Annotated in this window: 22 protein-coding genes and 1 pseudogene; 10 read left to right on the forward strand and 13 right to left on the reverse strand. The window is 67.3% G+C overall.

The window, feature by feature from the left end; all coding sequences use genetic code 11:
• Positions 1-116: 116 nt before the first annotated feature.
• The 6 genes from ACFYWM_RS39925 to ACFYWM_RS39950 form a co-directional block, all read right to left on the reverse strand.
• The gene (locus tag ACFYWM_RS39925; protein ID WP_389925525.1) at positions 117-389 is read right to left on the reverse strand and encodes a DUF6458 family protein; all 273 of its coding nucleotides are present in this window, start codon (positions 387-389) and stop codon (positions 117-119) included.
• A 222-nt stretch (positions 390-611) separates the two neighbouring features.
• On the reverse strand, positions 612-1,451 hold the full coding sequence (locus tag ACFYWM_RS39930; protein WP_389925528.1) for a MetQ/NlpA family ABC transporter substrate-binding protein: 840 nt from the start codon (positions 1,449-1,451) through the stop codon (positions 612-614).
• Positions 1,452-1,563: 112 nt separating this feature from the next.
• A complete protein-coding gene (locus tag ACFYWM_RS39935) occupies positions 1,564-2,349 on the reverse strand; it encodes a DUF305 domain-containing protein (protein WP_389925531.1) in 786 nt (261 codons plus the stop codon).
• Between the two features lie 88 nt (positions 2,350-2,437).
• Positions 2,438-3,307: a lytic polysaccharide monooxygenase gene (locus ACFYWM_RS39940; RefSeq protein WP_389925533.1), complete on the reverse strand. Its 870-nt coding sequence runs from the start codon at positions 3,305-3,307 to the stop codon at positions 2,438-2,440.
• 120 nt (positions 3,308-3,427) lie between these two features.
• On the reverse strand, positions 3,428-4,339 hold the full coding sequence (locus ACFYWM_RS39945) for an NADP-dependent oxidoreductase (protein WP_389925535.1): 912 nt from the start codon (positions 4,337-4,339) through the stop codon (positions 3,428-3,430).
• 132 nt (positions 4,340-4,471) lie between these two features.
• Positions 4,472-5,026, reverse strand: coding sequence for a CGNR zinc finger domain-containing protein (locus ACFYWM_RS39950; RefSeq protein ID WP_389925537.1), 555 nt, complete (start codon positions 5,024-5,026; stop codon positions 4,472-4,474).
• A 94-nt stretch (positions 5,027-5,120) separates the two neighbouring features.
• Here ACFYWM_RS39950 and ACFYWM_RS39955 point away from each other — a divergent pair, with 94 nt between their 5' ends.
• Positions 5,121-6,464, forward strand: coding sequence for an MFS transporter (locus ACFYWM_RS39955; protein ID WP_389925541.1), 1,344 nt, complete (start codon positions 5,121-5,123; stop codon positions 6,462-6,464).
• Positions 6,465-6,570: 106 nt separating this feature from the next.
• Here ACFYWM_RS39955 and ACFYWM_RS39960 read toward each other — a convergent pair whose 3' ends face one another.
• The gene (locus tag ACFYWM_RS39960; protein WP_389925544.1) at positions 6,571-7,728 is read right to left on the reverse strand and encodes a sugar phosphate isomerase/epimerase family protein; all 1,158 of its coding nucleotides are present in this window, start codon (positions 7,726-7,728) and stop codon (positions 6,571-6,573) included.
• Between the two features lie 623 nt (positions 7,729-8,351).
• Between ACFYWM_RS39960 and ACFYWM_RS39965 the strand changes: the two genes are divergently transcribed.
• Both ACFYWM_RS39965 and ACFYWM_RS39970 read left to right on the forward strand, forming a co-directional pair.
• Entirely contained in the window at positions 8,352-9,893 is a 1,542-nt protein-coding gene (locus tag ACFYWM_RS39965; protein WP_389925547.1) for an MFS transporter, read from the forward strand.
• Positions 9,865-10,425: a TetR/AcrR family transcriptional regulator gene (locus tag ACFYWM_RS39970; protein ID WP_389925550.1), complete on the forward strand. Its 561-nt coding sequence runs from the start codon at positions 9,865-9,867 to the stop codon at positions 10,423-10,425. The genes ACFYWM_RS39965 and ACFYWM_RS39970 overlap by 29 nt, the downstream gene beginning before the upstream one ends.
• A 112-nt stretch (positions 10,426-10,537) precedes the next feature.
• On the opposite strand, the gene ACFYWM_RS39975 is transcribed toward ACFYWM_RS39970, so the two are convergent.
• Together ACFYWM_RS39975 and ACFYWM_RS39980 are read right to left on the reverse strand one after the other, a co-directional pair.
• The gene (locus ACFYWM_RS39975) at positions 10,538-11,014 is read right to left on the reverse strand and encodes an SRPBCC domain-containing protein (protein WP_389925553.1); all 477 of its coding nucleotides are present in this window, start codon (positions 11,012-11,014) and stop codon (positions 10,538-10,540) included.
• Positions 11,011-11,349 carry an ArsR/SmtB family transcription factor gene (locus ACFYWM_RS39980; protein WP_389925556.1) on the reverse strand — a complete coding sequence of 113 codons (339 nt, stop codon included), beginning with the start codon at positions 11,347-11,349 and terminating at the stop codon, positions 11,011-11,013. Before ACFYWM_RS39980 ends, ACFYWM_RS39975 begins: the two co-directional genes overlap by 4 nt.
• A 180-nt stretch (positions 11,350-11,529) precedes the next feature.
• On the opposite strand from ACFYWM_RS39980, the gene ACFYWM_RS39985 reads away from it, so the two are divergent.
• A complete protein-coding gene (locus ACFYWM_RS39985; protein ID WP_389925559.1) occupies positions 11,530-12,219 on the forward strand; it encodes a DUF402 domain-containing protein in 690 nt (229 codons plus the stop codon).
• Between the two features lie 117 nt (positions 12,220-12,336).
• On the forward strand, positions 12,337-12,891 hold the full coding sequence (locus ACFYWM_RS39990) for a class IV adenylate cyclase (RefSeq protein ID WP_389925561.1): 555 nt from the start codon (positions 12,337-12,339) through the stop codon (positions 12,889-12,891).
• A 19-nt stretch (positions 12,892-12,910) separates the two neighbouring features.
• Here ACFYWM_RS39990 and ACFYWM_RS39995 read toward each other — a convergent pair whose 3' ends face one another.
• On the reverse strand, positions 12,911-13,687 hold the full coding sequence (locus tag ACFYWM_RS39995) for an alpha/beta hydrolase (protein WP_389925564.1): 777 nt from the start codon (positions 13,685-13,687) through the stop codon (positions 12,911-12,913).
• Between the two features lie 197 nt (positions 13,688-13,884).
• Between ACFYWM_RS39995 and ACFYWM_RS40000 the strand changes: the two genes are divergently transcribed.
• Complete coding sequence (locus ACFYWM_RS40000) at positions 13,885-14,016, forward strand: hypothetical protein (RefSeq protein WP_389925567.1); 132 nt, start codon at positions 13,885-13,887, stop codon at positions 14,014-14,016.
• Between the two features lie 154 nt (positions 14,017-14,170).
• Here ACFYWM_RS40000 and ACFYWM_RS40005 read toward each other — a convergent pair whose 3' ends face one another.
• The gene (locus tag ACFYWM_RS40005) at positions 14,171-14,545 is read right to left on the reverse strand and encodes a hypothetical protein (RefSeq protein WP_389925569.1); all 375 of its coding nucleotides are present in this window, start codon (positions 14,543-14,545) and stop codon (positions 14,171-14,173) included.
• 212 nt (positions 14,546-14,757) lie between these two features.
• On the opposite strand from ACFYWM_RS40005, the pseudogene ACFYWM_RS40010 reads away from it, so the two are divergent.
• From ACFYWM_RS40010 to ACFYWM_RS40020, 3 genes and pseudogenes are all read left to right on the forward strand, one after another.
• Positions 14,758-14,955 (forward strand): annotated as a pseudogene (locus tag ACFYWM_RS40010) (helix-turn-helix domain-containing protein); the annotation flags it as partial.
• Between the two features lie 141 nt (positions 14,956-15,096).
• Positions 15,097-16,062 (forward strand): hypothetical protein, encoded by a 966-nt coding sequence (locus ACFYWM_RS40015; protein ID WP_389925587.1) that lies wholly within the window; start codon positions 15,097-15,099, stop codon positions 16,060-16,062.
• Positions 16,059-16,598: a GNAT family N-acetyltransferase gene (locus ACFYWM_RS40020; protein WP_389925572.1), complete on the forward strand. Its 540-nt coding sequence runs from the start codon at positions 16,059-16,061 to the stop codon at positions 16,596-16,598. The genes ACFYWM_RS40015 and ACFYWM_RS40020 overlap by 4 nt, the downstream gene beginning before the upstream one ends.
• A gap of 79 nt (positions 16,599-16,677) precedes the next feature.
• Here the strand turns inward: ACFYWM_RS40020 and ACFYWM_RS40025 are convergent, their stop codons facing one another.
• Positions 16,678-17,310 carry a DUF6461 domain-containing protein gene (locus ACFYWM_RS40025; protein ID WP_389925575.1) on the reverse strand — a complete coding sequence of 211 codons (633 nt, stop codon included), beginning with the start codon at positions 17,308-17,310 and terminating at the stop codon, positions 16,678-16,680.
• Between the two features lie 482 nt (positions 17,311-17,792).
• Positions 17,793-18,986, reverse strand: a complete 1,194-nt coding sequence (locus ACFYWM_RS40030; RefSeq protein ID WP_389925578.1) for an IS701 family transposase — start codon at positions 18,984-18,986, stop codon at positions 17,793-17,795.
• Positions 18,987-19,434: 448 nt separating this feature from the next.
• On the opposite strand from ACFYWM_RS40030, the gene ACFYWM_RS40035 reads away from it, so the two are divergent.
• Positions 19,435-22,245 (forward strand): SpvB/TcaC N-terminal domain-containing protein, encoded by a 2,811-nt coding sequence (locus ACFYWM_RS40035; protein WP_389925581.1) that lies wholly within the window; start codon positions 19,435-19,437, stop codon positions 22,243-22,245.
• Positions 22,246-22,327 lie beyond the last annotated feature (82 nt).

Genomic DNA, 22,327 nt, shown 5'->3' on the forward strand with positions numbered 1-22,327 from the left:
CGTTCGCGTTCACTGAACCGGCACGCCTACCCGCGGGGACCGGTTCCTAACGGTCCCCGGGAGGCGGGCGGTGACCCTCCTGAGGTCGCGGCTCCCCTGAAGGAGAGATCCGCGGGTCACACCACCGGGGGGTCGTTGTAGTGGCGCTCCTGGTAGGTGCGGCGCTGGGTGACGACCGGGTCCTCGATCACCGTGGTGGCCGTGGAGTCCGGCGCCACGGCCCGGCGGGCGAGGCTCAGCCGGTACACGGCGAACAGGAGCCACGCGAGACCGCCGATCATCAGGATGACACCGACGATGTTGATGTCGAATCCGGCGATGTCGAATTCGACCGCCCACGTGAGAATGGCGCCGAGCATAATGAGAACGATGCCGCCTGCGATGGTCATGGGATCTCCTCCTTCGAGCCAACGCATCACCATCTATCCCCCCTGCGGATCTCAAACGTCACCCGGCGGACGTAGATGCGGGCCGCGGCCTCCCGTTCGTCGTCACAGGCCTGCCGGCCCCGGAAAAACCGACGGCCGCGCCCCCCGTGAGACGGGTGGGACGCGGCCGTGGGCGTCGCGCGGAAAGCGGTGATCCTTTCCCGGAGTGGTTCACCGGACGGTCTACTCGGCGGGCAGGACCGCGCCCTTGTACTTGTCCTCGATGAACTTCTTGACCTCGGGGCCGCGAAGGATCTCGGCGAGCTTCTTCACGCGGGGGTCCTCCACCTTGGCCGGGACGGTGACCAGGCCGTTGGCGTACGGGTTGCCCTCGCCCTTCTCCAGGATCAGGGAGTCGGTGGCGGGCTGCAGCCCGGCCTCCAGGGCGTAGTTGCCGTTGACGATCGCGGCGTCCACGTCCTCCAGGGAGCGGGGCAGCTGGGCCGCCTCAAGGGGCTTGAACTCCAGCGCCTTGGGGTTGTCCGCGACGTCGCGCTCGGTGGCCTTGACGCCGACGCCCTCCTTGAGGGTGATCACGCCGTTGTCGGCCAGGAGCTTGAGCGAGCGGCCGAGGTTGCTCGCGTCGTTGGGGAGGGCCACCTGGGCGCCCTGGGCGAGCTCGGAGACGTTCTTGATCTTCTTGGAGTACAGGCCGAGCGGCTCGATGTGCACCGGCGCGACCCAGCTCAGCTTGATGTCCTTGCCCTTGGAGAACTCCTCCAGGTACGGGATGTGCTGAAAGTAGTTCGCGTCCAGGTTGCCCTCGTCGAGCTGGGTGTTGGGCTGGACGTAGTCGGTGAACTCGACGATCTCCAGGTTCAGCCCGGCCTTGGCGGCGAGGTTGTCCTTGACGTACTTGAGCACCTCGCCGTGGGGCACGGGGTTGACCCCGACCCTGAGCGGGGCGTCGGCCTTCGGCGTCTCGCCGGCGGCGGGCTGGGCCGTGTCGGTGGACGTCCCCCCGCACGCGGCCAGGGTCCCGGCCAGGATCAATCCGGCCACGACCCCAAAGATCTTGCGCATGACTCTCCCTTAATTCCCCTTATAGTAAGTAGGAAATATATCTCACAAAAGGGAGTGTCTGGACAAATCCGTATCTGATCTCCTCTTACTGGCCCGCAGGGCGAGCATCTGCTTACTGGCCTCGCAGGGCCAGCATCTGCGCGATCTGCGCCGTACGCGAGACGTCGACGCGCTTGGCCATCTCCGTCACCTCGGAGTGCAGCCCGGTCGCGACCGCCACCTTGGCCATCTGGGTCGCGTCGTCCTGCTGGGCGATCAGCATGTCGAGGAACCTCCGCTCGAACTCGGCCGGCGGGGCGGCGACCAGCGCCGCCATCTCCTCCTCGCTCACCCCCGGCATCCCGCCGTGGGCGGCGTGCTCGTCGTCCTTCGCGGTCGCGGGCTGCCCCCAGGCTCTCAGCAGGCCGGACATCGAGGCGGACTCGCGTTCCTGGGTGACGCCGATCGCCTCGGCGAGCTCCTTGACCTCGGGGCGGACCGGCCGCTCGCGTACCAGCCGCACCAGCCGTACCCCCTGGGTGTTGTGGGGCACCATCATCTGCAGGAACATCACGTCGGGGGAATTGAAGGCGACTCCCGCCGCGGTCCCCATCGGCGGGGCGGGCGAGGGGCTGGGCAGTCCCGCCCCGGCACCGTGCGCCGGGTGGTCGGACCCGTGGCCGCCCTGACCCGAGCCCTGTTCCGAGCCAGTGTGCGCGCCGTGATCATCGCCCTGGGCGGAGGGCGTCGGCTGGGCGGGAACACCGGAGACCCCGGCGGCGCCGGCGGCACCGGCGGCACCGTGCGCCCCGTGCCCGGCCGGGCCCCCGCGGAGTTCCTGGATGCTGTCGGCACCGCAGCCGGAGAGCAGCATGATCCCCAGAGCGACCATCGGGACCACCGAAACCGCACGCTTCATGACGAACTCCTCGATGTTCGGGAGACTCTCGGGAGAGCGACGAGCCCGGCCGGGGTGGCGGTGGCCACCCCGGCCGGATCTCACCGGGTCAGACGCGTCGCCACAGGGCCGCGACGTTCGGCGGCTCCCAGCCGGCCAGCGCGGTGTGCGCCTGCAGGCACTGGTAGGTCGCGCCGCCGTACGTCACCGTGGCGCCCACCGCGTAGGCGGTGCCCGCCTTCCAGGTGCCGCCCGGCTGGCTCGTCGGAGTGGGCGTCGGGGTCGGGGTGGGGGTCCGCGTGGGAGTCACCGTCGGGGTCGGGGTCGGCTGGGGGTTGGGGTTGCCGCCGCCGAAGTTCACGTCCGAGCAGGTGTAGAAGGCCTCGGTGCTGCCCACGATGCGCTGCCAGATCGAGAAGATGAGCTGGCGGCCGCTCCGCTGCGGGAGGTTGATCGTCCAGTTGGTGAACTGGGTGGGGTTCTGGTTGTTGAAGGTCCTGATGTGCTCCAGATCCGACCAGCGCAGCGGCTGGCCGGGGTTCCAGCTCTGCTTGGTGATGTAGAACTCGAAGTTGCTGTTCGCGTGCGGCGCGGTCGCGTGGTAGGTGACCGTGAGCGGCCCCGGGGAGACCGAGGTGGCGGGCCAGTCGTTCCTGGTCAGGTTGAGGCCGCGGTACTTGTCCCGCCCGGCGCCGCACAGCTGGCCGTCGGGGATGATCTGGCGGTGGTTGCCGCCGGCCTCGAGCCGGGACACCTCGTGCCAGTCGTAGAACGCCTGGGTGCCCCCGGCCGCGACGGCCGCCTTGCACGCTTCCGACTTGGGGGTCTCCGGGCCTTCGTTCTTGCAGACGTAGGCACGGCTGGGCGGGTTCGACATGGACCCGTGGGCCACCGCCGCGGTGGACGGCAGCAGGGCGAGCAGGGATCCTACGCTGATCGCGGCGGCGGTACCGGCGGCCAGCTTGTGTCGCAGATGCACGTGGACTCCTCCTGGAGCGATAAATGGGAGGCAGGACTGTCCAACGAGCCGACGGATAGCACGTTATTAACAAGAAACCTTACTAAGAGTCTTCGCCATAAGGCCAGCGAAACCGCGATATCAGTCCGTGACCAGCACGACCTTGCCCCGCCCGTGCCCGGTGGCGACCTCCCGGTGGGCGTCCGCGGCCCGCTCCAGGGGGTAGGTCCGGCGCACCGGGAAGACGAGCCTGCCCTCGGCGTACAGGGCGGCGAGCTCGGCGAGACGGGACGCCAGCCGCACCCCCCTGGTCACCTGCACCCCCAGCTCGGCGGCCCTGCCGTGCTCGACGAGCGTGACGACGCGCTCGCCCTTCACCAGCTCCAGGGAGACCTCCAGCGCCTCGCCGCCCGCGCCGTCCAGGACCAGGTCCACCCCGCCGGGCGCGAGCGCGCGTACCCGCTCCAGCAGGCCCTCGCCGTACGTGACGGGGATCGCGCCGAGCTCGCGCAGGTAGTCGTGGTTCTCCTCTCGGGCGGTGCCGATCACCGTAGCCGCCCCCCAGAGCCGGGCGAGCTGGACCGCCGCGGTGCCGACCCCGCCCGCGGCGGCGTGGACCAGGACCGTGTCGCCCTCCCCCACCCCGAGCTGCCGCAGCGCGATGTGGGCGGTCTGGGTCCCGGCGGTGAACCCGCCCGCCACCTCCCAGGGCATGTTCGCGGGCTTGGGCGTGACGTTCTCCGCGGGCACGACCACGTACTCGGCGTAGGAGTTCAGCAGGTTGAAGCCCAGGACCTCGGCCCCCACGGAGATCTCGCCCACCCCCGCCCCCACCTGGTCCACCACCCCGGCGAACTCGTTGCCCGGTACGCGGGGCAGCTCACCCTCGACCCCGTCCGGGGTCCACCCCGCCCGGATGGCCAGGTCGAACGGCTGCACTCCCGCGGCCCTGACCCGCACCCGCACCTGCCCCGCCCCCGCCTCGGGCGTCGGAAGCTCCGCCGTCCGCAACACCTCGGGCCCGCCGAACTCGAAAAAAGCAGCAGCCTTCACAGGACTCCCCTTCACTCGCGTACGCCTTCGCTCGCGTACGCCTTCGCTCGTGTACGGCGCCCAGCCTGCGGCCTCAAGCGCGGTTGAGGTCAACCCGGGCATCCCGGCGGGGGTGGCGTACGGCGGGGAGCCTCAGGACGACGTACGGGCCGCGTAGTAGCGCCGCGCCTTGTCGCGGCTGCCGCAGGCGGTCATGCTGCACCACCGGCGGCGGCCGTTCTTGCTGGTGTCGAGGAACAGCCACTGACACGACGGGCACGCGTGGATCCGCTCCAGCGGCCCGCGGGTGAGAAGGTCGACGGCGGAGGCGGTGACCTCCCGGAGCAGCGTCCCGACGGTTCGCGGGGCGGGCCACGCGAACCGGAAGCGGCCGTCGTCGCGCTCGAACCGGGCGTGGGCGAGGCCGTCGGCGTACGCGGCCGTGAGGATGTCGAGATCGACGCGCGGCGGGTCGTCCCCCCTGGTCAACGGCCGGAACACCCGGAACACCGTCTCGCGCAGGTCGCGGGCGTCGGGCAGGGCGGCGGGGAGGCCCGCCTGCCGCTCGATCGGATGACCGGCCGCGCTCGACCAGGTCACCGCCCCCTCGGGGGTGGCCAGCCAGTCGCGCCGGGCGACCGGGCGGCTGTTGACCGTGTTGGTGAAGTCCAGGCACAGGGCGTTGCCGACCAGTTCGACGTCGATCATTCACCCATTGTCTCACCGATCAACAGTGATTGACAGGTAAGGCGGACTCCATCAATCTATGACCACTCAAATGGTTTTGAAAGGTGAGAATGGCATGCGCGTCCTCCCCGTCTCGCTGGGCCGGTCGTTCAACGGGCTGTGGTTCGGCACCGGCGCCGCCAACCTGGGCGACGGCATGGTCCTGTTCGCGCTCCCGCTGCTCGCCCTGGCCTCCGGCGCCTCGCCCGGCGGGGTCGCGGCCGTGACGACCGCGCTGACGCTGGCCTGGCCGGTCTTCGGGCTGCACGCCGGATGGATCGTGGACCGCGTCGACCGCCGGTCGCTGCTGGGCGGCGTCAACCTCGTCCGGGCGCTGGTGCTGACCGGTCTCACCGCCGGGCATCTCGCCGGCGCGCTCTCGCTGCCGGTGATCCTGGTCGCCGCGGCGCTGCTCGGCGTGGCCGAGACACTCGCCGACACGGCGCTGACCTCGACCGTTCCCATGCTCGTCGGGCCCGCCGGCCGCAACAGGGCGAACGCGCGGATCGAGGCGACCGTGAACGTCACCAACCAGCTGGCCGGGCCGCCGCTCGCGGGCCTGCTGGCCGGCCTCACCCTGGCCCTGACCACCGGCACCGGCACGGTTCTCTACCTTCTCGCGATCGCCGGACTCGCGATGACGGCACTCCCCCGTATACCGGCGGAAACGGCCATGACGACGCCCCGCCGTACGCCGACGGAAGCAACTGCGACGACGCTCCCCCGTACGCGGACGGAAACCACCGCGACGACAACCCGCCGCACGCCGGCGGAAACGCGGTCGGCCGGGGGCGGCGAGGTGGTCGCCGGGTTCCGCTTCCTGTGGCGGCAGCCGGTGGTGCGGACGCTCACCCTCTTCACCGCCGCGATGAACGTGGTCTGGGCGGTCCCGACGGCGCTGATGGTCGTGCACGCCGTCGGCCCCGGCCCGCTCGGCCTCACCGCGGCCCAGTACGGCCTGCTGATGACGGCGATGGCCGTCGGCGGGCTGCTCGCGTCGGCGGTGGCCGAGCCGCTGCGCCGCCGGTTCGGGGTGACCACCCTGCTCGTCGCCGACGCCGTCGGCACCGTCCTGCTGGTGGCGCCCGTCGCCCTGGGCGCGAACGCGTGGCTGGTGTCGGCGGGCATGGTGATCGCCGGTGCGGGCTCAAGTGTCTGGCGGATCCTGGTGGCCACCCTCCGGCAGAACCTGACGCCCCCCGATCTGCTGGGCCGCGTCTACGCCGCGTCGCGGGTGCTCAGCTGGGGCGTCATCCCGGCCGGCGCCGCGCTGGCCGGCGTCGGGGCCGAGGTGTGGGACGTGCGGACGGTCTTCGCCGTCGCCACCGGGCTCGCGCTCGTCACCCTGGCCGCCTTCGTGCCGTTCGCCCTGCGTACCGACCTGTCGGCGGCCGTCCAGCAGGCCGCGGGCCACCGGTGACAGCCGCCGGCCGCCACGCTCGCCGGTGTCAGGGCGGTCCGCGTGACGGCCGGGCGGATTCCGGGCCCGCCCGAGAGCGGACCCGGTCACCTTGCTCACCCGCGGGTCACTCCGTGGTGAGAGCGGACAGGTTGTTGTAGCTGAGCTGGGCGAACTGCAGCGACTGGGCCGGGTTCGCCGCGCCACCCGGAGCGGTGTCCTGCTCGTACATCGGGTAGTGGTGCTGGCTGACCAGGCCACGGAAGAACGTCGTGTAGTCGATGTCTCCCGTACCGAAGGGCACCATGTCGTAGCCGTTGGTGGTCGCGGTGTTGATCTTCCCGTCCTTGGCGTGGAAGAGCGGGTACCGCCCCTCCTGCGCCTGGACGAGAGCGAGGGGGTTGAAGATGTTGGTCTGGACCGAGCCGTCGGGGGCGGTGAAGGTCTTGTGCCTGTACTGGGCGACGTGCGCCCAGTAGATGTCCATCTCCAGGTTCACGAACTTGGGGTCGGTGATGCCGAGGAAGTACTCCAGCCTCCGGATCCCCGAGGAGCGGGTCGGACGGCCCTGGGCGTCCAGCGGTCCGCTGTCGAGGAGGAAGTTGTAGGCGGCGTCGTGGTTGTGGGTGTACAGCTTGACGTAGCCGGAGTTCCGGGCGAGCTCCCCGAGGAAGTTCCACTTCTCGGCGGCGACGTCCCAGTCGGCCTTGTAGCTGCTGTTGGTGGGGTCGCTACCGGTGCCGATGTGGTCCATGCCGAGGATGTTGGCGATCTCCAGGCTGAGCTTGAACCGGTCGAGGTCGGCCTGGGTCAGCGGCCAGGAACCCGGGATGAACCCGTGGTTGCCCTCGGCCCGCAGCCCGTACTCGTCCAGCCACGAGCGCAGCAGCGTCGCCCCGGCGATGTTGTCCAGGCTCGCCCCGCCCTCGGAGTTGGCGTTCTGCGAGAAGCCGGCGAACTCGATGCGCTCGTAGCCGATGTCGCTGAGCGCCTTGAGCACCTCCTTGAACCCCGACGGCAGGGTGGTGGTGTTGGGGTCGCGGGAGATGGCGTCGCGGACGGTGTAGAGGATGATGCCGCGCTTGCTGTCGCGGATCAGGGGGGCGCCCAGAGCCGAGGCCGAGGTCGAAGCCGCGGCCGAAGCCCTGCCCGGTAGTGCGGTGATGGCCGCCGCCGCGGCCATGCCCGTGGTTGCCGCGAACAACTGCCGACGGGTCAGTCCGAGCGCGCGCCCGAGGGCACCGCCTTCGACCTGGTCGTCATCGTGCGCATGGAAAGTATTCACACATATCCATTCGAGTGAAGGACGCGTGCGCTGACCGACGTCACAACGAAAATGAACTGCCCCCGGGAGGCTTCAGCGTGCCACCGATGCCGACAGCCGTCGATGGGGGCTTTTGACGCGCCACCGACGTATATCCTGCATCGCCAGCAATTGTTAACGCCGGGACGTCACTTCGTCAACGAAAGTAGGGACCGTTCCGACATAAACCCCTCTGAGAAGTTCAAACCATTTCGGGCGAACCAAAACCCGGGCCGCTGAGCAGCGGAAATAGGTATCGGCCCGGCGTGCCCGGCTCCGCCCCGGCTGGCACCGGCGGCGAGACCCGGCGGACACCGACGGCGGCCCGTCGCGCCCGGCCCGTCGACCGGCACCGGCCGCGAGGACCCGAAGACCGCGCGGGAGACGGTTCGGCCCGCCCGGCACCGACCGCGAGGGCCCGAAGGGCCCGCGAGAGACGGTTCAGCTCGCCCAGCACCGGCCGTGAGGGCGCGAAGAGCGCACTGGAGACAGCTCGACCTGCCCGGCACCGGCCGCGAGGGCCCGCCGTCCACCTGCCTCACCCCTGGAGCCCACAGACCACCCGGAACCTATAACAATCCATTTGGTTTGTTAGAGTGCTCGCCGTGACTACAGCAAACGCCCCCGCGCCGGTGCGGGCCGGTCGTCGCGAATGGCTCGCGCTCGGCGTCCTCGTCATGGTCGTCCTGCTCCTGACGATCGACGGCACCGTCCTCTACCTGGCGGTCCCGTCACTGACGGCCGACATCGACCCGTCCGCCACCCAGCTGTTGTGGATCGGGGACATCTACTCCTTCGTCCTGGCCGGCCTGCTCATCACGATGGGCAACCTGGCCGACCGGATCGGCCGCAAGCGGCTGCTGCTGATCGGCAGTGGCGCGTTCGGCGTCGCCTCGGTGGCGGCCGCCTTCGCCTCGGACCCGGAGACGCTGATCGCGGCTCGGGCCCTGCTGGGCGTCGCCGGTGCGACGCTGATGCCCTCGACGCTGTCGATCGTGCGCGCCATGTTCACCGACGCCGGGCAGCGCACCCGTGCCATCGCGATCTGGTCGGCCGGCGCCACCGCCGGCGCCGCCGTCGGCCCGCTGGTCGGCGGCGTGCTGCTGGAGAACTTCTGGTGGGGCTCGGTCTTCCTGATCAACGTGCCGATCATGCTGCTGGTCCTGGTCGCCGGATACCTCCTGCTGCCGGAGTCGCGCGGCGGCTCGGAGCAGCCGGTCGACCTCGTCTCCTCGGCGCTGTCGATCCTCGCGATCGTCCCGCTCGTGTACGCGGTCAAGCATTGGGTGGGCACCGGGTTCGACGGGAGCGTCCCGGCCGGCGCCGCGATCGGGCTTCTGGCCGGATGGGCATTCCTGCGCCGTCAGACGCGGCTGAGCTTCCCGCTTCTGGACGTCTCGCTGTTCAGGGTCCCCGCCTTCGCCGGGGCGGTGATCGCGAACACGCTGTCGATCTTCGCCTTCCTGGGCCTGCTGTTCTTCTTCTCCCCCTACCTGCAGCTCGTGCGCGAGTACGGCCCACTGAAGGCCGGGCTGGCCGAGCTGCCCTCGACGATCGCCTCCCTGGCCGTCATCGTCCTCATCGGCGTCCTGGTCGCGAGGCTGGGCACCGGGCGTGCGATCGGCGCCGGTCTGGCCACCGGCGCCCTCGGGCTCGCGGGCCTGGGTCTCACCGCCTCCCTCCCGTCGTACTGGGGTCTGGGTGCCTTCCTGGTCGTGCTCGGCCTGGGCATCGGCGTCTCCATGACCCTGTCCACCGACGCCGTGGTCACCGCGGTTCCGAAGGAGCGGGCCGGTGCCGCTTCCTCCATCGCCGAGACCGGTTACGAACTCGGCGGCGCGCTGGGCATCGCGGTCCTCGGCTCGATCCAGGGCGCCGTCTACCGCGCGGAGCTGGATCTGCCCGCCGCCCTGTCCCCGGCCGACACCGCGACCGTTCGGGAGTCGCTGGCCGCCGCCGTGGTCACGGTCACCGACGACGGCGCCGTCACCGCCGCCCGGGAGGCCTTCACGACCGCCGTGCAGACCACGTCGTTCATCGCCGCCGCTATCCTCGCCGTGTCCGCCGTGGTCGCCTGGCGCGTCATCCCCTCGACCACCACCGAGACGGGAGAAGGACATGTCCACGCCCGAACGTCAGACCCGTGACAAGGAGCGCACCCGCCGCGCGATCCTCGACGCCGCCGAGAGGATCTTCACCGAACGCGGCGCCCAGGTGAGCCTGGTCGACATCGCCACCGCCGCGGGCGTGACCAAGGGCGGCCTCATGCATCACTTCCCCAACCGCGACGCCCTCCTGCAGGCGGTGTACGAACACTCCATCGTCCGCATGTGGAAGGAGGTCCGGGCGCACGTCGACCTCTCGGAGAACCGGCCGGGCAAGTTCACCCGCGGTTACGTCCGCGCTCTCACGGGCGACAGCGAGTATCTGATTGACGTCTTCTCCCCCACCGGTCTCATCGCCGTGCTCGGATGCGTCACCCCGGACGAGGAGCTCAACCGACGCGACGCGGAGGCCTGGAACGCGGCCTTCGCGGCCGACGGGCTCCCCGAAGGGCGGGCTCTCGCCGTCCGCTTCGCCGCGGAGGGGCTGGTCACCGCGCTTTCGAGCCCGTACCTGACCCGTGAGCAACTCGCCGTGGCCAGAGCGGAACTCCTCGCCCTCACCGAAGCGCCCTGAGCATCCCGGTTCCCTCTTCCGTGTACTCGGAAGCCGTCGCCGGTGTCCTCGGCCGGGGAGCCGGGGCCCTGACCGGCCCTGTCGAGGGCGGCGAACCGGGTGAGAGCGGCCCTCACCGCGCGGCCAAGCCCTCCGCGAGCACGGCGAGCTGCTTGGTGACCGAGCCCACGCCGTCGAGGAAGCCGAGTTCCTCGTGGCGGGCGCGGGCGGCCGGATCGCCGTGCCGGACGACGATCCGGTAGTCCGTGCCGTCCGGGTGGTCGCTCAGCGTGATCTCGGCCGTCATGGGCACCGGTGCGGGGTTCGCGGGGCGCCAGGCGCTGTCGATCACGTTCGTGTACACGATCCGTTCGAGCTCGTCGACGAGGAGGAAGGTCGCGTCCATGTGCGGGGCGAAGTCCACCCCGTCGTCGCTCAGCCGCGTCACGAGCGCGCCGCCGGGCCGGACGTCGAGCCGGTCGACGCGGCACACGGTCGGCGCCGGGACCCACCACTTCCCGAAGAGGGACGGGTCGGTCCACGCGTTCCATACGGCGGCGCGGGGGGCGCGGATGAACCGCTGCAAGGTCAGGTCGAGGTCGGGGTTCACGGTTGGTTCTCCTTCGGATCGGTGACGAGACGTTCGAGGCGGTCGGTGCGCTCTTCCCAGACCTGGCGCTGTTCTTCGAGCCAGCCGTCGACGAGGGCGAGCCGGTCGCGGTTGAGCACGCAGGTGCGCACCCGGCCGAGCTTGACCGTACGGATCAGGCCGTTCGCCTCCAGCGTCCGCACGTGCTTCATGAAGGAGGGAAGGGTCATCGGGAACTCACGGGCGAGATCGCCCACGCTCGTCGGGCCGCGACCGAGACGCCGGATGACGTCGCGCCGCGTCGGGTCGGCGAGCGCGACGAACAGACCGTCGAGCTCGGCCAAATACTGTGCCATGCGGCTAAGTATTGCTCGCTTTGGATACTTAGCGCAAGGGCTAAGTATTCGGGCCGTCCCAGATGGCAGACCAGGACACACTCGGCGGGACCGGTCACCGGGTCGAAAGATTTACCAAGCCCCGAAGGCTCGCGTTCTCTTCGGCATTCGACGGCACCACCGGCATGGCACCATGCGCCCATGACGGTCCCCGCAGCAGCCCGGTTCTCCGACGGCGCCACAGCGATCCGGCGCGACACCTACGACGGCAGGGTGTGGACGGCCTCACCCCACCGGGTCGTCCACGACACCGGCCACGAACTCGCCCTGGCCTACTGGCCCGGCATTCGAAGTCTCGCCCCGACCACATGGATCGACTGGCTGCGAACCGGTGACACCGCGTCACGCGACGCCTCGACCACCAACCTCGCCGCACGGCAGTGGGAGCTGGGCCCCTGGACGTGGCGAGACACTATCTGGCTCAGCATCGTCGGCCGGCATGCGTTCTTCAGCGTCAACCTGTTCTTCACTCAAGATCACCGCCTGGACCGCTGGTACATCAACTTCCAACGCCCTTACCGGCGCACCCTCAACGGCATCGACACCTTCGACCTGTTCGTCGATCTCGTCGTGGAGCCCGACCTGTCGCGGTGGACCTGGAAGGACGAGGACGAATACGACCAGGGCCGAAGGATGGGCATCATCACCGACGCCGAACACCAGGGCGTACAGGAGGCCCGCGCCGAGGTGGTGGCGATGATCGAGAACCGCAGTGGGGTCTTCGGCGACGACTGGCCCCACTGGCGGGCCGCCCCCTCCTGGCCGGTCCCTGTCCTTCCGGCCGACGTGATGACAGTAGAAGTCGCGAGCGAGGTCGTGACAATCGACTGAGCCGACCAGCGGATGCCCATCGTGATGACGAGGCCATCAGCTGCCACGTTCCTCAGTTCAGGGCCATGGCGATCTCGGTAGGCTCCCCGAGTCGCAGCAGAACTCGGGGAGGCCGTCGTGACGCACGGGGCGCAGGAGATCGAGGTCAAATACCGGGTGGGTGACCTGGCGGCGCTGGAGGGTGCCCTCGCTCAACGGGGGGCGCCGCTGTCTGCTCCTGTGCGTCAGGACGATCAGGCGTACGCCGAGGACGGATGGACCTACGCCGACAGCAAGATCGGCAGGTCGTTCGCCCGGCTGCGCACCCAGCAGGGTAGGCACCTGTTCACCGTGAAGCGGCCCGTCGACAACGCGATGGCGTGCCTGGAGCACGAGACGACCGTCGCCGACCGGGAGCAGATGCATCACGCCATCACGCTCATGGGTTTTCATCCCACGGTCCGCATCGTGAAGACCCGACGCACCGCGACGCTGGGAAGCATGACGATCTGCGTTGACGAGGTCGAGCACGCCGGGACCTTCATCGAGATCGAGCGCACGGTGAGCGGCGAGGAAGCCGGAACCGCCGTGCAGGTCGAGCTCGACACCTTCGCGCGGTCGCTCGGTGTCGAGTTGGAGCGGGTGACCGACACCTACGATTCGCTGGTCCGCGCCGCGCTGACCTCGGCCTAGAGCGTGTATCGGAAGTGGATCAAGTCGTAGTGGCGAGTTCGATGAGGTGCCGGGCTGTGCCGGCAGGATCGATGATCTGGTGGAGGTGTGCGCCGGGCAGGTGTGCCACACGCCAGCCGCGTTCACGTGCCTCGGCGGCGATGTCGTCATACGGAGGGCCGAACAGCAAGTAGGAACAGGGGTGATCGTCCCAGCCGTCGGGCACCGGGATGTGCTGCTCGTAGTAGGACAGCGGCAGGGTGGGCTGCTCCTCGATGACTGTCTGCCGCACCGTCGGATCAGAGAACATGGGTGCGACGTCTGCCTCGTCCCACCAGTCGGTCCAGCGTGGCAACCTGCCGTTCACAGCCATCGGGCGGAGGAACTCCAGCAGCTCGGGTGGGGCGACGGGGGTCGGTCCGATCCGGGCCGGTAGCGCGGCATCGACGAAGATCGAGCTGGTCACCGGCTGGTCGAGGCCCGAGCGGATCTCCGGGAGAAACAACCCTGCGTTGCTGTGGACCACCAACGTGACAGGGCTGTCGGCCGGGGCCTGCCGGAGGTCGTTGCGGACGGCGTCGACGACGGGGGGCCAGAAGGGCGGAGCACCGGCGCCTATCCGGAGCAGGGACGGCACCCGCACCTGGTATCCCGCTGCCGTCAGGTGTTCGGCAACCGGATGCCAGGTGGAGGGACCTACGGACGGACTGTGCACGAGAACGAAGATCGGCTGCATGGTGACGATCCTGTCGCCCACGCCCTCGGAGGCGCGACCGTCTTGGCCGACAGCGGAAAGCCTGGCTTCGAAGAAGCTCACGCGCCGTCACAGCAAGGACGTTCACAATGGTGACGCCGCCGGGCGGCTCCTTCTGGAAGCCCCCTTTCTTGGCGGGCCCCGGCGGCGTGCTGGTGGGCCCGGCATACCGTGGAGTCAACGTTGATGTCATCTCGTCTTTCAGGTCGATCTCGACGTTGTGCTCCCTCGTGGGAACGGCTCTCCGGCCCGGACCGGGGGTGAACACGTCGGCCAGTACGGCGACGGGCTCTGCGCGGGCGGCGGTGCAGACGGTCGAGGAGATACGAAGTTGCGGGCAGGTGGCCAGCGCCTCCGGGATGCAGGCCCAGCAGGTGGGGGCGCGCTGGTGAAGCCGCCGGTGGAGTCGCCGGGGATCTCGTGGAACGCGGTATCGGTCATGATCCAGGGGATGCGGCCCGTGGCCGGGTCGGTCGCGGCTTTCCCGCAGACCTGGCACCGCAGCCTCTCCATACAACGCCGCTGGCGCAGCGTGTGCGGCGGCCGTCATGACGCACCGCTGGGTCGAGCGGCGAGGATCAGGCCCGCGACATGTTGCGGCTCCCGCTCCGCCTGCGGGTCGCTGCGACCTGGCAGGGAAACCAGGTAACAGCCGGAGCGCTCCCCCACGGTCACCGTGGCCACCCGTCCGGAATCCCCGCGAACGACCAGCTCGGGGGCGTACACCTTGGGCCTTCCCAGCGGGATCGGCCGGCCGTCTTCACCGGACAACCTCAGGCTGACGGTGTGAACGGTGTACGAGTGAACGCCGTGAACCATCAGCAACCGCTGCACGACGGCCAGCCTCCTGTCATGCCTCTCGACCGTTGCTTCCGAGACATGTACGGCGGGCAGGCGGGCGCCCGCTGTTTCATCAGCCATCGTGGGCCTCCGGCAGTTCGTCGTCGCTGTTCCGGTACAGAAAAGAAAAAAAGATAAACGCGGAACCAGCCGGACTTGAGAGGTGCGTCCAGCGTTTCCTTACATGCCATAGTGAAGGGAGTTCAAATGCCCATCCAGAGATCTGTTTTGGCTAATCGGAGCAGCCAGATCGGCCAATACAGCGGGAGGTCGTCATGCCTCGTCGGCCCGATATGATTGATCCCTCAAAGTCACCAACTGCCCTTTTTGGCGCATCCCTAAGGCATTGGCGAGAGCTCCGCGGAGGTTCTCTCAAAGACATTGCGGCGCAAATCAATACTGATTGGTCGGTTCTTGGCCGCTGGGAGCGTGGCGAGCGCCTCGCGCCGATCGAGGCCGTCGAGAGCCTCGACAGGCTTTACCGCGCCGACAGCGCTTTGACGTCCCTGCACGCACTCGTCCAAGCCGCCAGAACCGCAGTGGCACCGCTGGCGGGATCGCCGACTCTGGCGGATCCTGTCGTTATGGACGAAGCACGGAGGCGACTCCTTCTGAGCGCCGCAGGAATGAGCGTGTCTTCTCTGATCCCGGGGTTGGAGCAGTTGCGCACCATCGTCGACCAGCGACTCGGTGGACCCGACCTGGACATGTGGGAAGAAATCACATGGGAGCACGCCCACGGGATCGTCTCGCGACCCTTGGCCGAAGTGATTCGCGACCTGTCCGTGGATCTCCTGACCCTCCAGCAGACCCTGCCGTCCCTCCCCAGCCAAGAAGCAGTGGGCTGGGCACGCGTGAACGCCCGGCTGACATTCCTCCTCGCGTACACGCTGGGATCGGCTGGGGACCGTCGCGGGTCGAGACACTGGTGGGGATCAGCACGCAGGGCGGCCACTCAGGCCGGTGATCCTGAGTTCATCGCCGCCGCGTACGCGTTCGAGGCGATTCAGGCCCTCTATGAGCACCGCCCATTGAATGTGGTGCTGTCACGCACGAAAACGGCCTTGGACCTCACCGCTGATCGTCCGGGTCGTGCCGCGGTGACCGCCCTGGGCTCCCGCGCCCACGCGCTGGCCCTCATGGGGGATCACGCCGGTGCGTACGCCAACCTGGCCGAACAGGTCAAGGTTTTCGCCATGCTCCCCGACAGCGTCACCGGTAACACCATGTCCGCCGAGGGCTGGTCGGAGTCTCGGCTGCTGCACGCCCGGTCCCTCGTCCTGACCCTGATCGGCGCCCCGTCCGCACCTGCCGCGCAGCGGGAAGCGCTCGACTCCTACCCCGCGGGGCGCAATCGGCAAGCAGCCCAGATCCGCCTGCATCAGGCAGCGTCGGCGGTACGCGAGGGAGATGTCACCGACGGACTGAACTGTGCCATCACAATCGTGAAAAGCATCGAACCTTCGCGTATGACGCAGTTCGTGCTCCATGTCGCTCACGGTGTGGCCGACGCCGCGCCTGCGGGACACAAGGCACAACGCGCCATTACGGAATACCGGGAATACCTCGCCCTGACGGCAGCGGGGAAGGACACGTGACCGACATCGAATATCAGTACCTGACCGGCGAGGGTGCCGCCGAGGTGCTCGGCGATGAGTACGTCCACCTGTATCTGGAGAATTACGCCGAGCCCCCTTATCTGTCCGGGCCGCTCCACAGCCGTGAGCGATTCCTTGAGCGCACGGGCAGGCAGGTGAAGAATGACAGCTTCGCCCTGGTGTCGGCGCGAGACGGGTCGGAGCTCGTGGGATTCTCCTTCGGCCTCGCGTTCGGGGCGGATCGGTGGTGGGGAGGGGAGGCCGCTCCCGCACCCGCCGAGTTGACGGACTCGCCGAAGTTCGCGGTGATCGAGCTGGACGTCCGCAAGGATTACCGGCGACGGGGCATCGGCCGACAGCTCCTGGAGACGCTGCTGGCCCGGCAGGACACGCCGTACGCAACGCTGCTGGCCAGTCCGGACGCTCCCGCCCACGCCATGTACCAGCGCTGGGGGTGGCGGACGGCGGGCGTCGTACGGTCCGCGCCCGATGCCAGAGCCAGTGACGCCTTGATACTCGACCTGTCCGGAAAGTAGGTGGACAACTCTCGGTCACAGCACGACGTCGGCATGTTTCCCAGTCCGGTTCGGCGCCTCCCCTTCGCAGGGGTCCCGCTCATGTCCGTCTGGGAACGCCTCCGCACAGGTAGATGGACCCCTCCAGCAACTGCGGCGTCATTGTGATCCCGGTGAGGCTCTCGGCCAGGACGAACGCCGGTCCTTCGTGAGGGTCGGCGCCGCTGATCCGATCCAAGGTCTCCGCGAGTTCGTCCGGCATCTCCTTCGAGTAGTTCTCCTCGTCCGGGAACAGGAGCCGCATCTCTCCGTCCTCGACCCAGTGGGAATAGCCCTCCTGGTAAGCGAACTCGAACCGGATCTTCCCGTCGTCGACCCAGTGGAAGTAGTCCATCCCCTTGACCTCAAGGTAGAACTGGGAGACGAGGCGGGTGCCCGCAGACAGCGGCAGGATGACCTCTTCGGTGGTGCCGAGCAAGCCGTTGACCTCGACGAGGAGCGTCCAGTCTCCGACGGCGACGGCGCCGAAGGACTGCTGCTCGTGAAAGTTGAGGCCGGAATACCAGATCAGCTCGTCAAGCGTCATCTGAGAACAGTCCTCGCCCCGGACGCCGAGCCGGGTCACCACTTCTTCGGGCGTCAAGCCGCGGACGTAGGTGAGGCAGTAGGCATTCGCCAACTCGGGGAAGCGTTCGCGGGAGAACCAGGAGTAGTCATCGGAGGTCGCGATCATCCGGTCATGCTCGCAGTACCCACCGACATAACGGGCTCATCCAGCTTGGTGCTCCGCTTCGATGCCTTCGAGGACGACGATCGCCTCAGCGGGACGAGGACCCGGACATGCGAAGGCCGGGCACCACATGCGACGCCCGGCCTCACGACCGGGTCCGGGTACCGGAGTTACCAGTTATCGGTAAGACGACCCGGTCAGAAGACCGGTGCCAACCGCATCCCAGGTGACCGGTTCCAACGTGCCCTGGCCGTGGCGAAGGCCGGCGGGGAGAATTCACCTCGCTTCCCGGTACTACATTCGTAGATCGCTTGGTAGCGGGTCGCCTCGTCGGCGGTAGTGGCTGATCAGCGCGCGGGTTTGATGGGCTTGCCGGAATCCGGACCGGGACAGGACATGCTCGACAGCGCTGGTGGCAGGCACGATGAGGCGGGCGAAGACGCGGCGAATCCCGGCCGTGGATGGCCGGATCAGCAGGCTTGGAGTCAGCTGAGACTCTCCCGATGTCGTGGGTCTTTTCCCTGATCGGCAGCGAGCGGCACCGGCTCGGGGATGGTTTGGTCATCCAGGTCAGCGCGGCTGACGGCGAGGAAGGCCAAGGCGAGCATGGCCGTGGTGACATGGCGGTGCCAGCCGTCCCACTTGCGAATCCGGTAGTCGGTCAGGCCGAGCAGGTCCTTGCCGGTCTCGTTGTTCTCCTCGATCTTCCAGCGCAGCCCGGCGACGGTGATGAGTTCGGTGACCGGCGTGCCGGTCAGGGCATGGGATAAGAAGAACTCGACGTCGTCGGGATCGGTGACGCTCCGGCGGATCAGCAAGGTATGCGCGTGACCGTCGGACGGAAACTGCCCCGCCAAGGCCACTGCGACCGCCGCCCAGTCATAGGCGCGTCGACCCTTGGTGCCCTCGCCGCATGAGCGGCGCTCCCACAGCCCCGGGCCGGCATGAGCCAGCAGCCGGTCCAGCACATGCCCGGCCGGCTCGCCACCGCCGCGCACGTCCAGCAGCGGCAGATCCACCGCAACGGCCATCACATAGCCGATCTGATGGGTATGGCAGTAGGCGCGCAGGCCCGGATCACGGCCGTAGCCGGAGTCGGCGGCCAGATAGCGAAACAGTGTGCCCGCCCGCCGTTCCTCCTCCAGCATGTCGATCACCTGCTGAGGCCTGGTCGCGAACGTCACTCGCTCCGGCACGCCCGCCACCTTGCGCCGTTCCGCGTCACCGGCCCATTTTTCGGGCAGGTAGAGCCGCCGGTTGATAAACGCATGCCCGACTGCGGAGGCGTAGGTGAGCATCGGCATCACCTGGCAGTTCTCGACCTGGCCGGTCAACCCGCAATACTGACGGGCCACTCCGACCGACCGGTCACCCTTCTTGATCGCTTGCGTGTCATCGGCGATCAGCACCCCATCGGTACTCCCCAAATGCTCTACGACGTAGGCGCGCACGTCATCGCAGAGCGCATCAGCGTCCCACTTGGCCCGTGCCGGCAGCCACTCGATCAGATTGGCAGTCGGATGCCCGACATGGTCGGCCAACTGCCAGGAGTTCTTACGCGGCACATCGGCCAGCAGCCCGCGGACCAGGTCGCCGAAGGTCGCCTTCGGCTCGGGCCGCTTGAACAGCCGATCAGCGATCCTCGAGGTCACCGCCGTGAGCTCGGTATCCCATGACACGACGAGATCGTAAGTGAGGCACAAGGTCACTCGCAGACCATCGCCGATACACCCGCAGCCACGCTGACGAACGCCTCAAAGATCTACCGATGTAGTACCGGTATCCCAAGGTCCAGATCGAGAGGATCCTTCGCTGCACGCTATGCGATATCACCAATACCGATAGTGCAATTTGGTTTTACACAACACATACCGCAGTGAAAAAAGTCACACAGCAATTTTTGAGTGAGTCGTCAAAGTCTTACACCTCGTCGGACTTCCAGAGTGACCTGCACAGTCCTTACTCATCATTTGCGCCGACATCACTTAGGGCCGTCAGCTGATCACTCTCATGCGATCTTGCATCTTCTCTCAAGGCCGCTGACGATAACTGAGTTCGCTCGAAGCTGTTTCCGCTGATACGGGCCCTTAGCGGGCTCTGCGTCAGCGCGCCCTGATGGGAGTTCGAATGCGGATCTGGCGCAGACGGTTCTGGATCGCGAACATTTCGGTCTGGATTTGCGCAGCGGTCTTGATCGCCGATATTGGCGTTCCTGGCGATCTCGCACGGCCTGTCGCAGCCGCGACGCTTCAAACAGAAAACGAACAGTCGGTCAAAAGCCGCCCAGTCCCCCCGGTAAAAGTGCCTGCGGGTGCCGAGTCCAACCAGCCGAAGCCCCGGCACCGCGACCCGGTGTGGCCGACCCCTGGCCGGGCCGAGATCGGGATACCAGTAAAAGCCGACGAACTAACCGCCGTAAAGGATCTTCCGATTCGTGTTGGCGAACCTGCGGGTGAGGGAACCAGCGCGAGAACCAGTCGCGTCGAAAAGGTCAAGGTCGAGACGCTTTCTCCTGAAACCGTTCGTGCAATCGGTGGAGTCGGTCTAGGCGTTCGATTCAGCAGAGGAGATGGGATCCCCGAACCGGGCACGATCCGCGCACAGTTCTCCTACGCAGGCTTCCGGGATGCCTTCAGCGGCAACTTCGCAGGCCGTCTCGAACTCATCACGCTCCCAGCGTGTGTACTGGAGACACCACGTCCCAAGAGTTGCGTCGTACGGCCCCGGCCAGTCAAAGCCGTCAATGACATCAACTCTGGCACGCTTACCGCAGATGTGACGGCGACGCCACCTCCGACAACCTCGGATGCCACTCCGGCGTTGCCCATACAGCCGAACAACCCCGCGAACGGCACGGAGAAGGTCGCCGCATCGACGAGCACGAAATCCGGTGCGGCGCAGAACAGCAACGTCGTGTACCTGCTCGCGGCAGGCCCGAACAGCCAAGACGGCAGTTTCACGGCAACAGACCTCAAGCCGTCTGGCGCCTGGCAGGCCGGCGCATCGGGTGGAGTGTTCACCTACGATCTACCAATCGCCGAACCGCCTGCACCTGCCGGAAACGGCCCGGACCTCGCCTTTACTTATGACGCCTCATCCATCGATGGGCAGGGCTCCTGGACGAACAACCAGTCTGGAGTGGTGGGCGCAGGCTGGGAGTTGAACACCGGCTTCATCGAGCGACGCTACCGTCGCTGTGACGTGTACTACTACTACGGCACAGAGGGCAACCAGGTCTGGGTTGCGGAGACCGCCGACGGCGGCGACCACGTCTGTTGGGAATCTCCCGACCTCAACGACGGTGACTCTTCCACCAACGACCTCACCCAGTCTGAGCTGCTGCTACACGTGGATGGCAAATCCGCGCAGATCGTCAAGGATCGCACTTCGGGTCTGTACAAGACCGTCCCGGATCTCGGATGGAAGATCGAATCGCTGACGGGTGCGGCCAGCGGCCAGGACTACTGGCGATTGACCTCCTCCGACGGCACGATCTATCGGTTCGGGTACACCAGAGACGCGTCCTGGCAGGTGCCCTACGTGGGGAACAACTTCGGCGAGCCCTGCTCCGACCGCTACTGGGCCGACTTCTCCCCGCCAACTTGCGCGGGGGTGTGGCGGTGGAATCTGGACCAGGAGATCGACCGCAACGAGAACATCATCGACTACAGCTACAACCGCGAGACAAACCATCTCTGTTATCCGTCTTGTTTTGACGATGCGGTTTATCCGCAGTCCTACGATCGGGGTGGGTTCCTGTCCCAGGTGGCTTGGGGTCACAACACCCAAGTCGCTGGCAGCGTTCCCACAGCGCGGATGACACTCACCACGGTTGACCGAGGCACGGTGGACGTGCCCACCGATCTGCGCTGTAACGTCTTTAGCGGCTGCGGAAACAGTGCGATCGCATTCTTCTCAACTCGGAAACTCAGCTCAATCCTTACAGAGTCCCGAAATCCTACAACCAGTTCTTGGAGTTCAGTAAATCGCTATGACTACACCCAGACATGGATATACACCCGCACGGACTTTCCTGAGGTAGGACCTTACGACCCCTTGTTGTGGCTCGACACCGTTCAGCAGACGGGTCTGACCTCGACCGATGGCTCACCCTCGATCAAATTACCGCCCACCGATTTCGACGCGGTGATGCTCGCGGGCAAGATGGTCTACGACGACATGTCCGACTGGACAAGCTTCCTGTCGTGGCGAATGGTGCCCAGGATCGGATCGATCGGCAATGGTCTTGGCGGCCGGGTCAACGTCACATATGAGCAGGCCGATCCGTGCTCGGGCGGCAAGGGACGAGACGGTACCAACTACTTCGCCGATACCACCGGCGACTGTTACAAGATTAATCAAAGCATTCCCGGTAACACCGCCTGGACGGTCTATTTCAAGCAGCTGGTCAAATCCGTGACCGAACGCGACTTGGTCGCGGGGTCTCCGGACATGGTCACTGCATATGAGTACGTAGGGCCCACTGGATGGGCCTCACCAATTGTGTACGCCAATCCCTTCTACGCGCCTCCATCCACTGATTGGCGCGGCTATGGCACCGTACGCATCCTTGAGGGTACGGGCACCGATCCATCGCAATACACGGTTACCACCCAGACCTACCTGCGAGGACTCGGCGGCACGGTGGCCAATTTCGAGGGTGGCACCACGACCGACGCCCTTGTACTGCAGGGACAGTTGCTGCAAGAGCAAAAATGGCTGATGACTGGCTACAGCCCCCGGACGTACAGCGAAGTGTCCTCCGCCCGGCACGAGTACACCATTACCTCCACCGGCACCGGTCCTGGGGTGTTCGATCCGGCCTTCGTTCTCCCCACACGCAAACGCGGTCGGGAATCAGTGAACGTTTTTCATCCCTTGGCAGCAGGCTGCTGGTCACAGCGTGATCGCAAGGTTGACGTTCGCCTGACGACATAGAGAAACCCCTGGTAGACGGGTTGATCACCACAATCCACACCGTCGCAACCAGGGGCTTCGGATGCTGTTCTATCGTGCTGCC

Origin of the sequence: Streptosporangium sp. NPDC002721 (assembly GCF_042888905.1) — a bacterium.
In the GTDB taxonomy this organism is placed as follows: Bacteria; Actinomycetota; Actinomycetes; order Streptosporangiales; family Streptosporangiaceae; genus Streptosporangium.

What these genes read in the sequence shown, in the direction of transcription:
- ACFYWM_RS39925 (WP_389925525.1), bottom strand. Translation starts at nt 389, where the DNA reads ATGACCATCGCAGGCGGCATCGTTCTCATTATGCTCGGCGCCATTCTC.
- ACFYWM_RS39930 (WP_389925528.1), bottom strand. Translation starts at nt 1,451, where the DNA reads ATGCGCAAGATCTTTGGGGTCGTGGCCGGATTGATCCTGGCCGGGACC.
- ACFYWM_RS39935 (WP_389925531.1), bottom strand. Translation starts at nt 2,349, where the DNA reads ATGAAGCGTGCGGTTTCGGTGGTCCCGATGGTCGCTCTGGGGATCATG.
- ACFYWM_RS39950 (WP_389925537.1), bottom strand. Translation starts at nt 5,026, where the DNA reads ATGATCGACGTCGAACTGGTCGGCAACGCCCTGTGCCTGGACTTCACC.
- ACFYWM_RS39955 (WP_389925541.1), top strand. Translation starts at nt 5,121, where the DNA reads ATGCGCGTCCTCCCCGTCTCGCTGGGCCGGTCGTTCAACGGGCTGTGG.
- ACFYWM_RS39970 (WP_389925550.1), top strand. Translation starts at nt 9,865, where the DNA reads ATGTCCACGCCCGAACGTCAGACCCGTGACAAGGAGCGCACCCGCCGC.
- ACFYWM_RS39980 (WP_389925556.1), bottom strand. Translation starts at nt 11,349, where the DNA reads ATGGCACAGTATTTGGCCGAGCTCGACGGTCTGTTCGTCGCGCTCGCC.
- ACFYWM_RS39985 (WP_389925559.1), top strand. Translation starts at nt 11,530, where the DNA reads ATGACGGTCCCCGCAGCAGCCCGGTTCTCCGACGGCGCCACAGCGATC.
- ACFYWM_RS40005 (WP_389925569.1), bottom strand. Translation starts at nt 14,545, where the DNA reads ATGGCTGATGAAACAGCGGGCGCCCGCCTGCCCGCCGTACATGTCTCG.
- ACFYWM_RS40025 (WP_389925575.1), bottom strand. Translation starts at nt 17,310, where the DNA reads ATGATCGCGACCTCCGATGACTACTCCTGGTTCTCCCGCGAACGCTTC.
- ACFYWM_RS40035 (WP_389925581.1), top strand. Translation starts at nt 19,435, where the DNA reads ATGCGGATCTGGCGCAGACGGTTCTGGATCGCGAACATTTCGGTCTGG.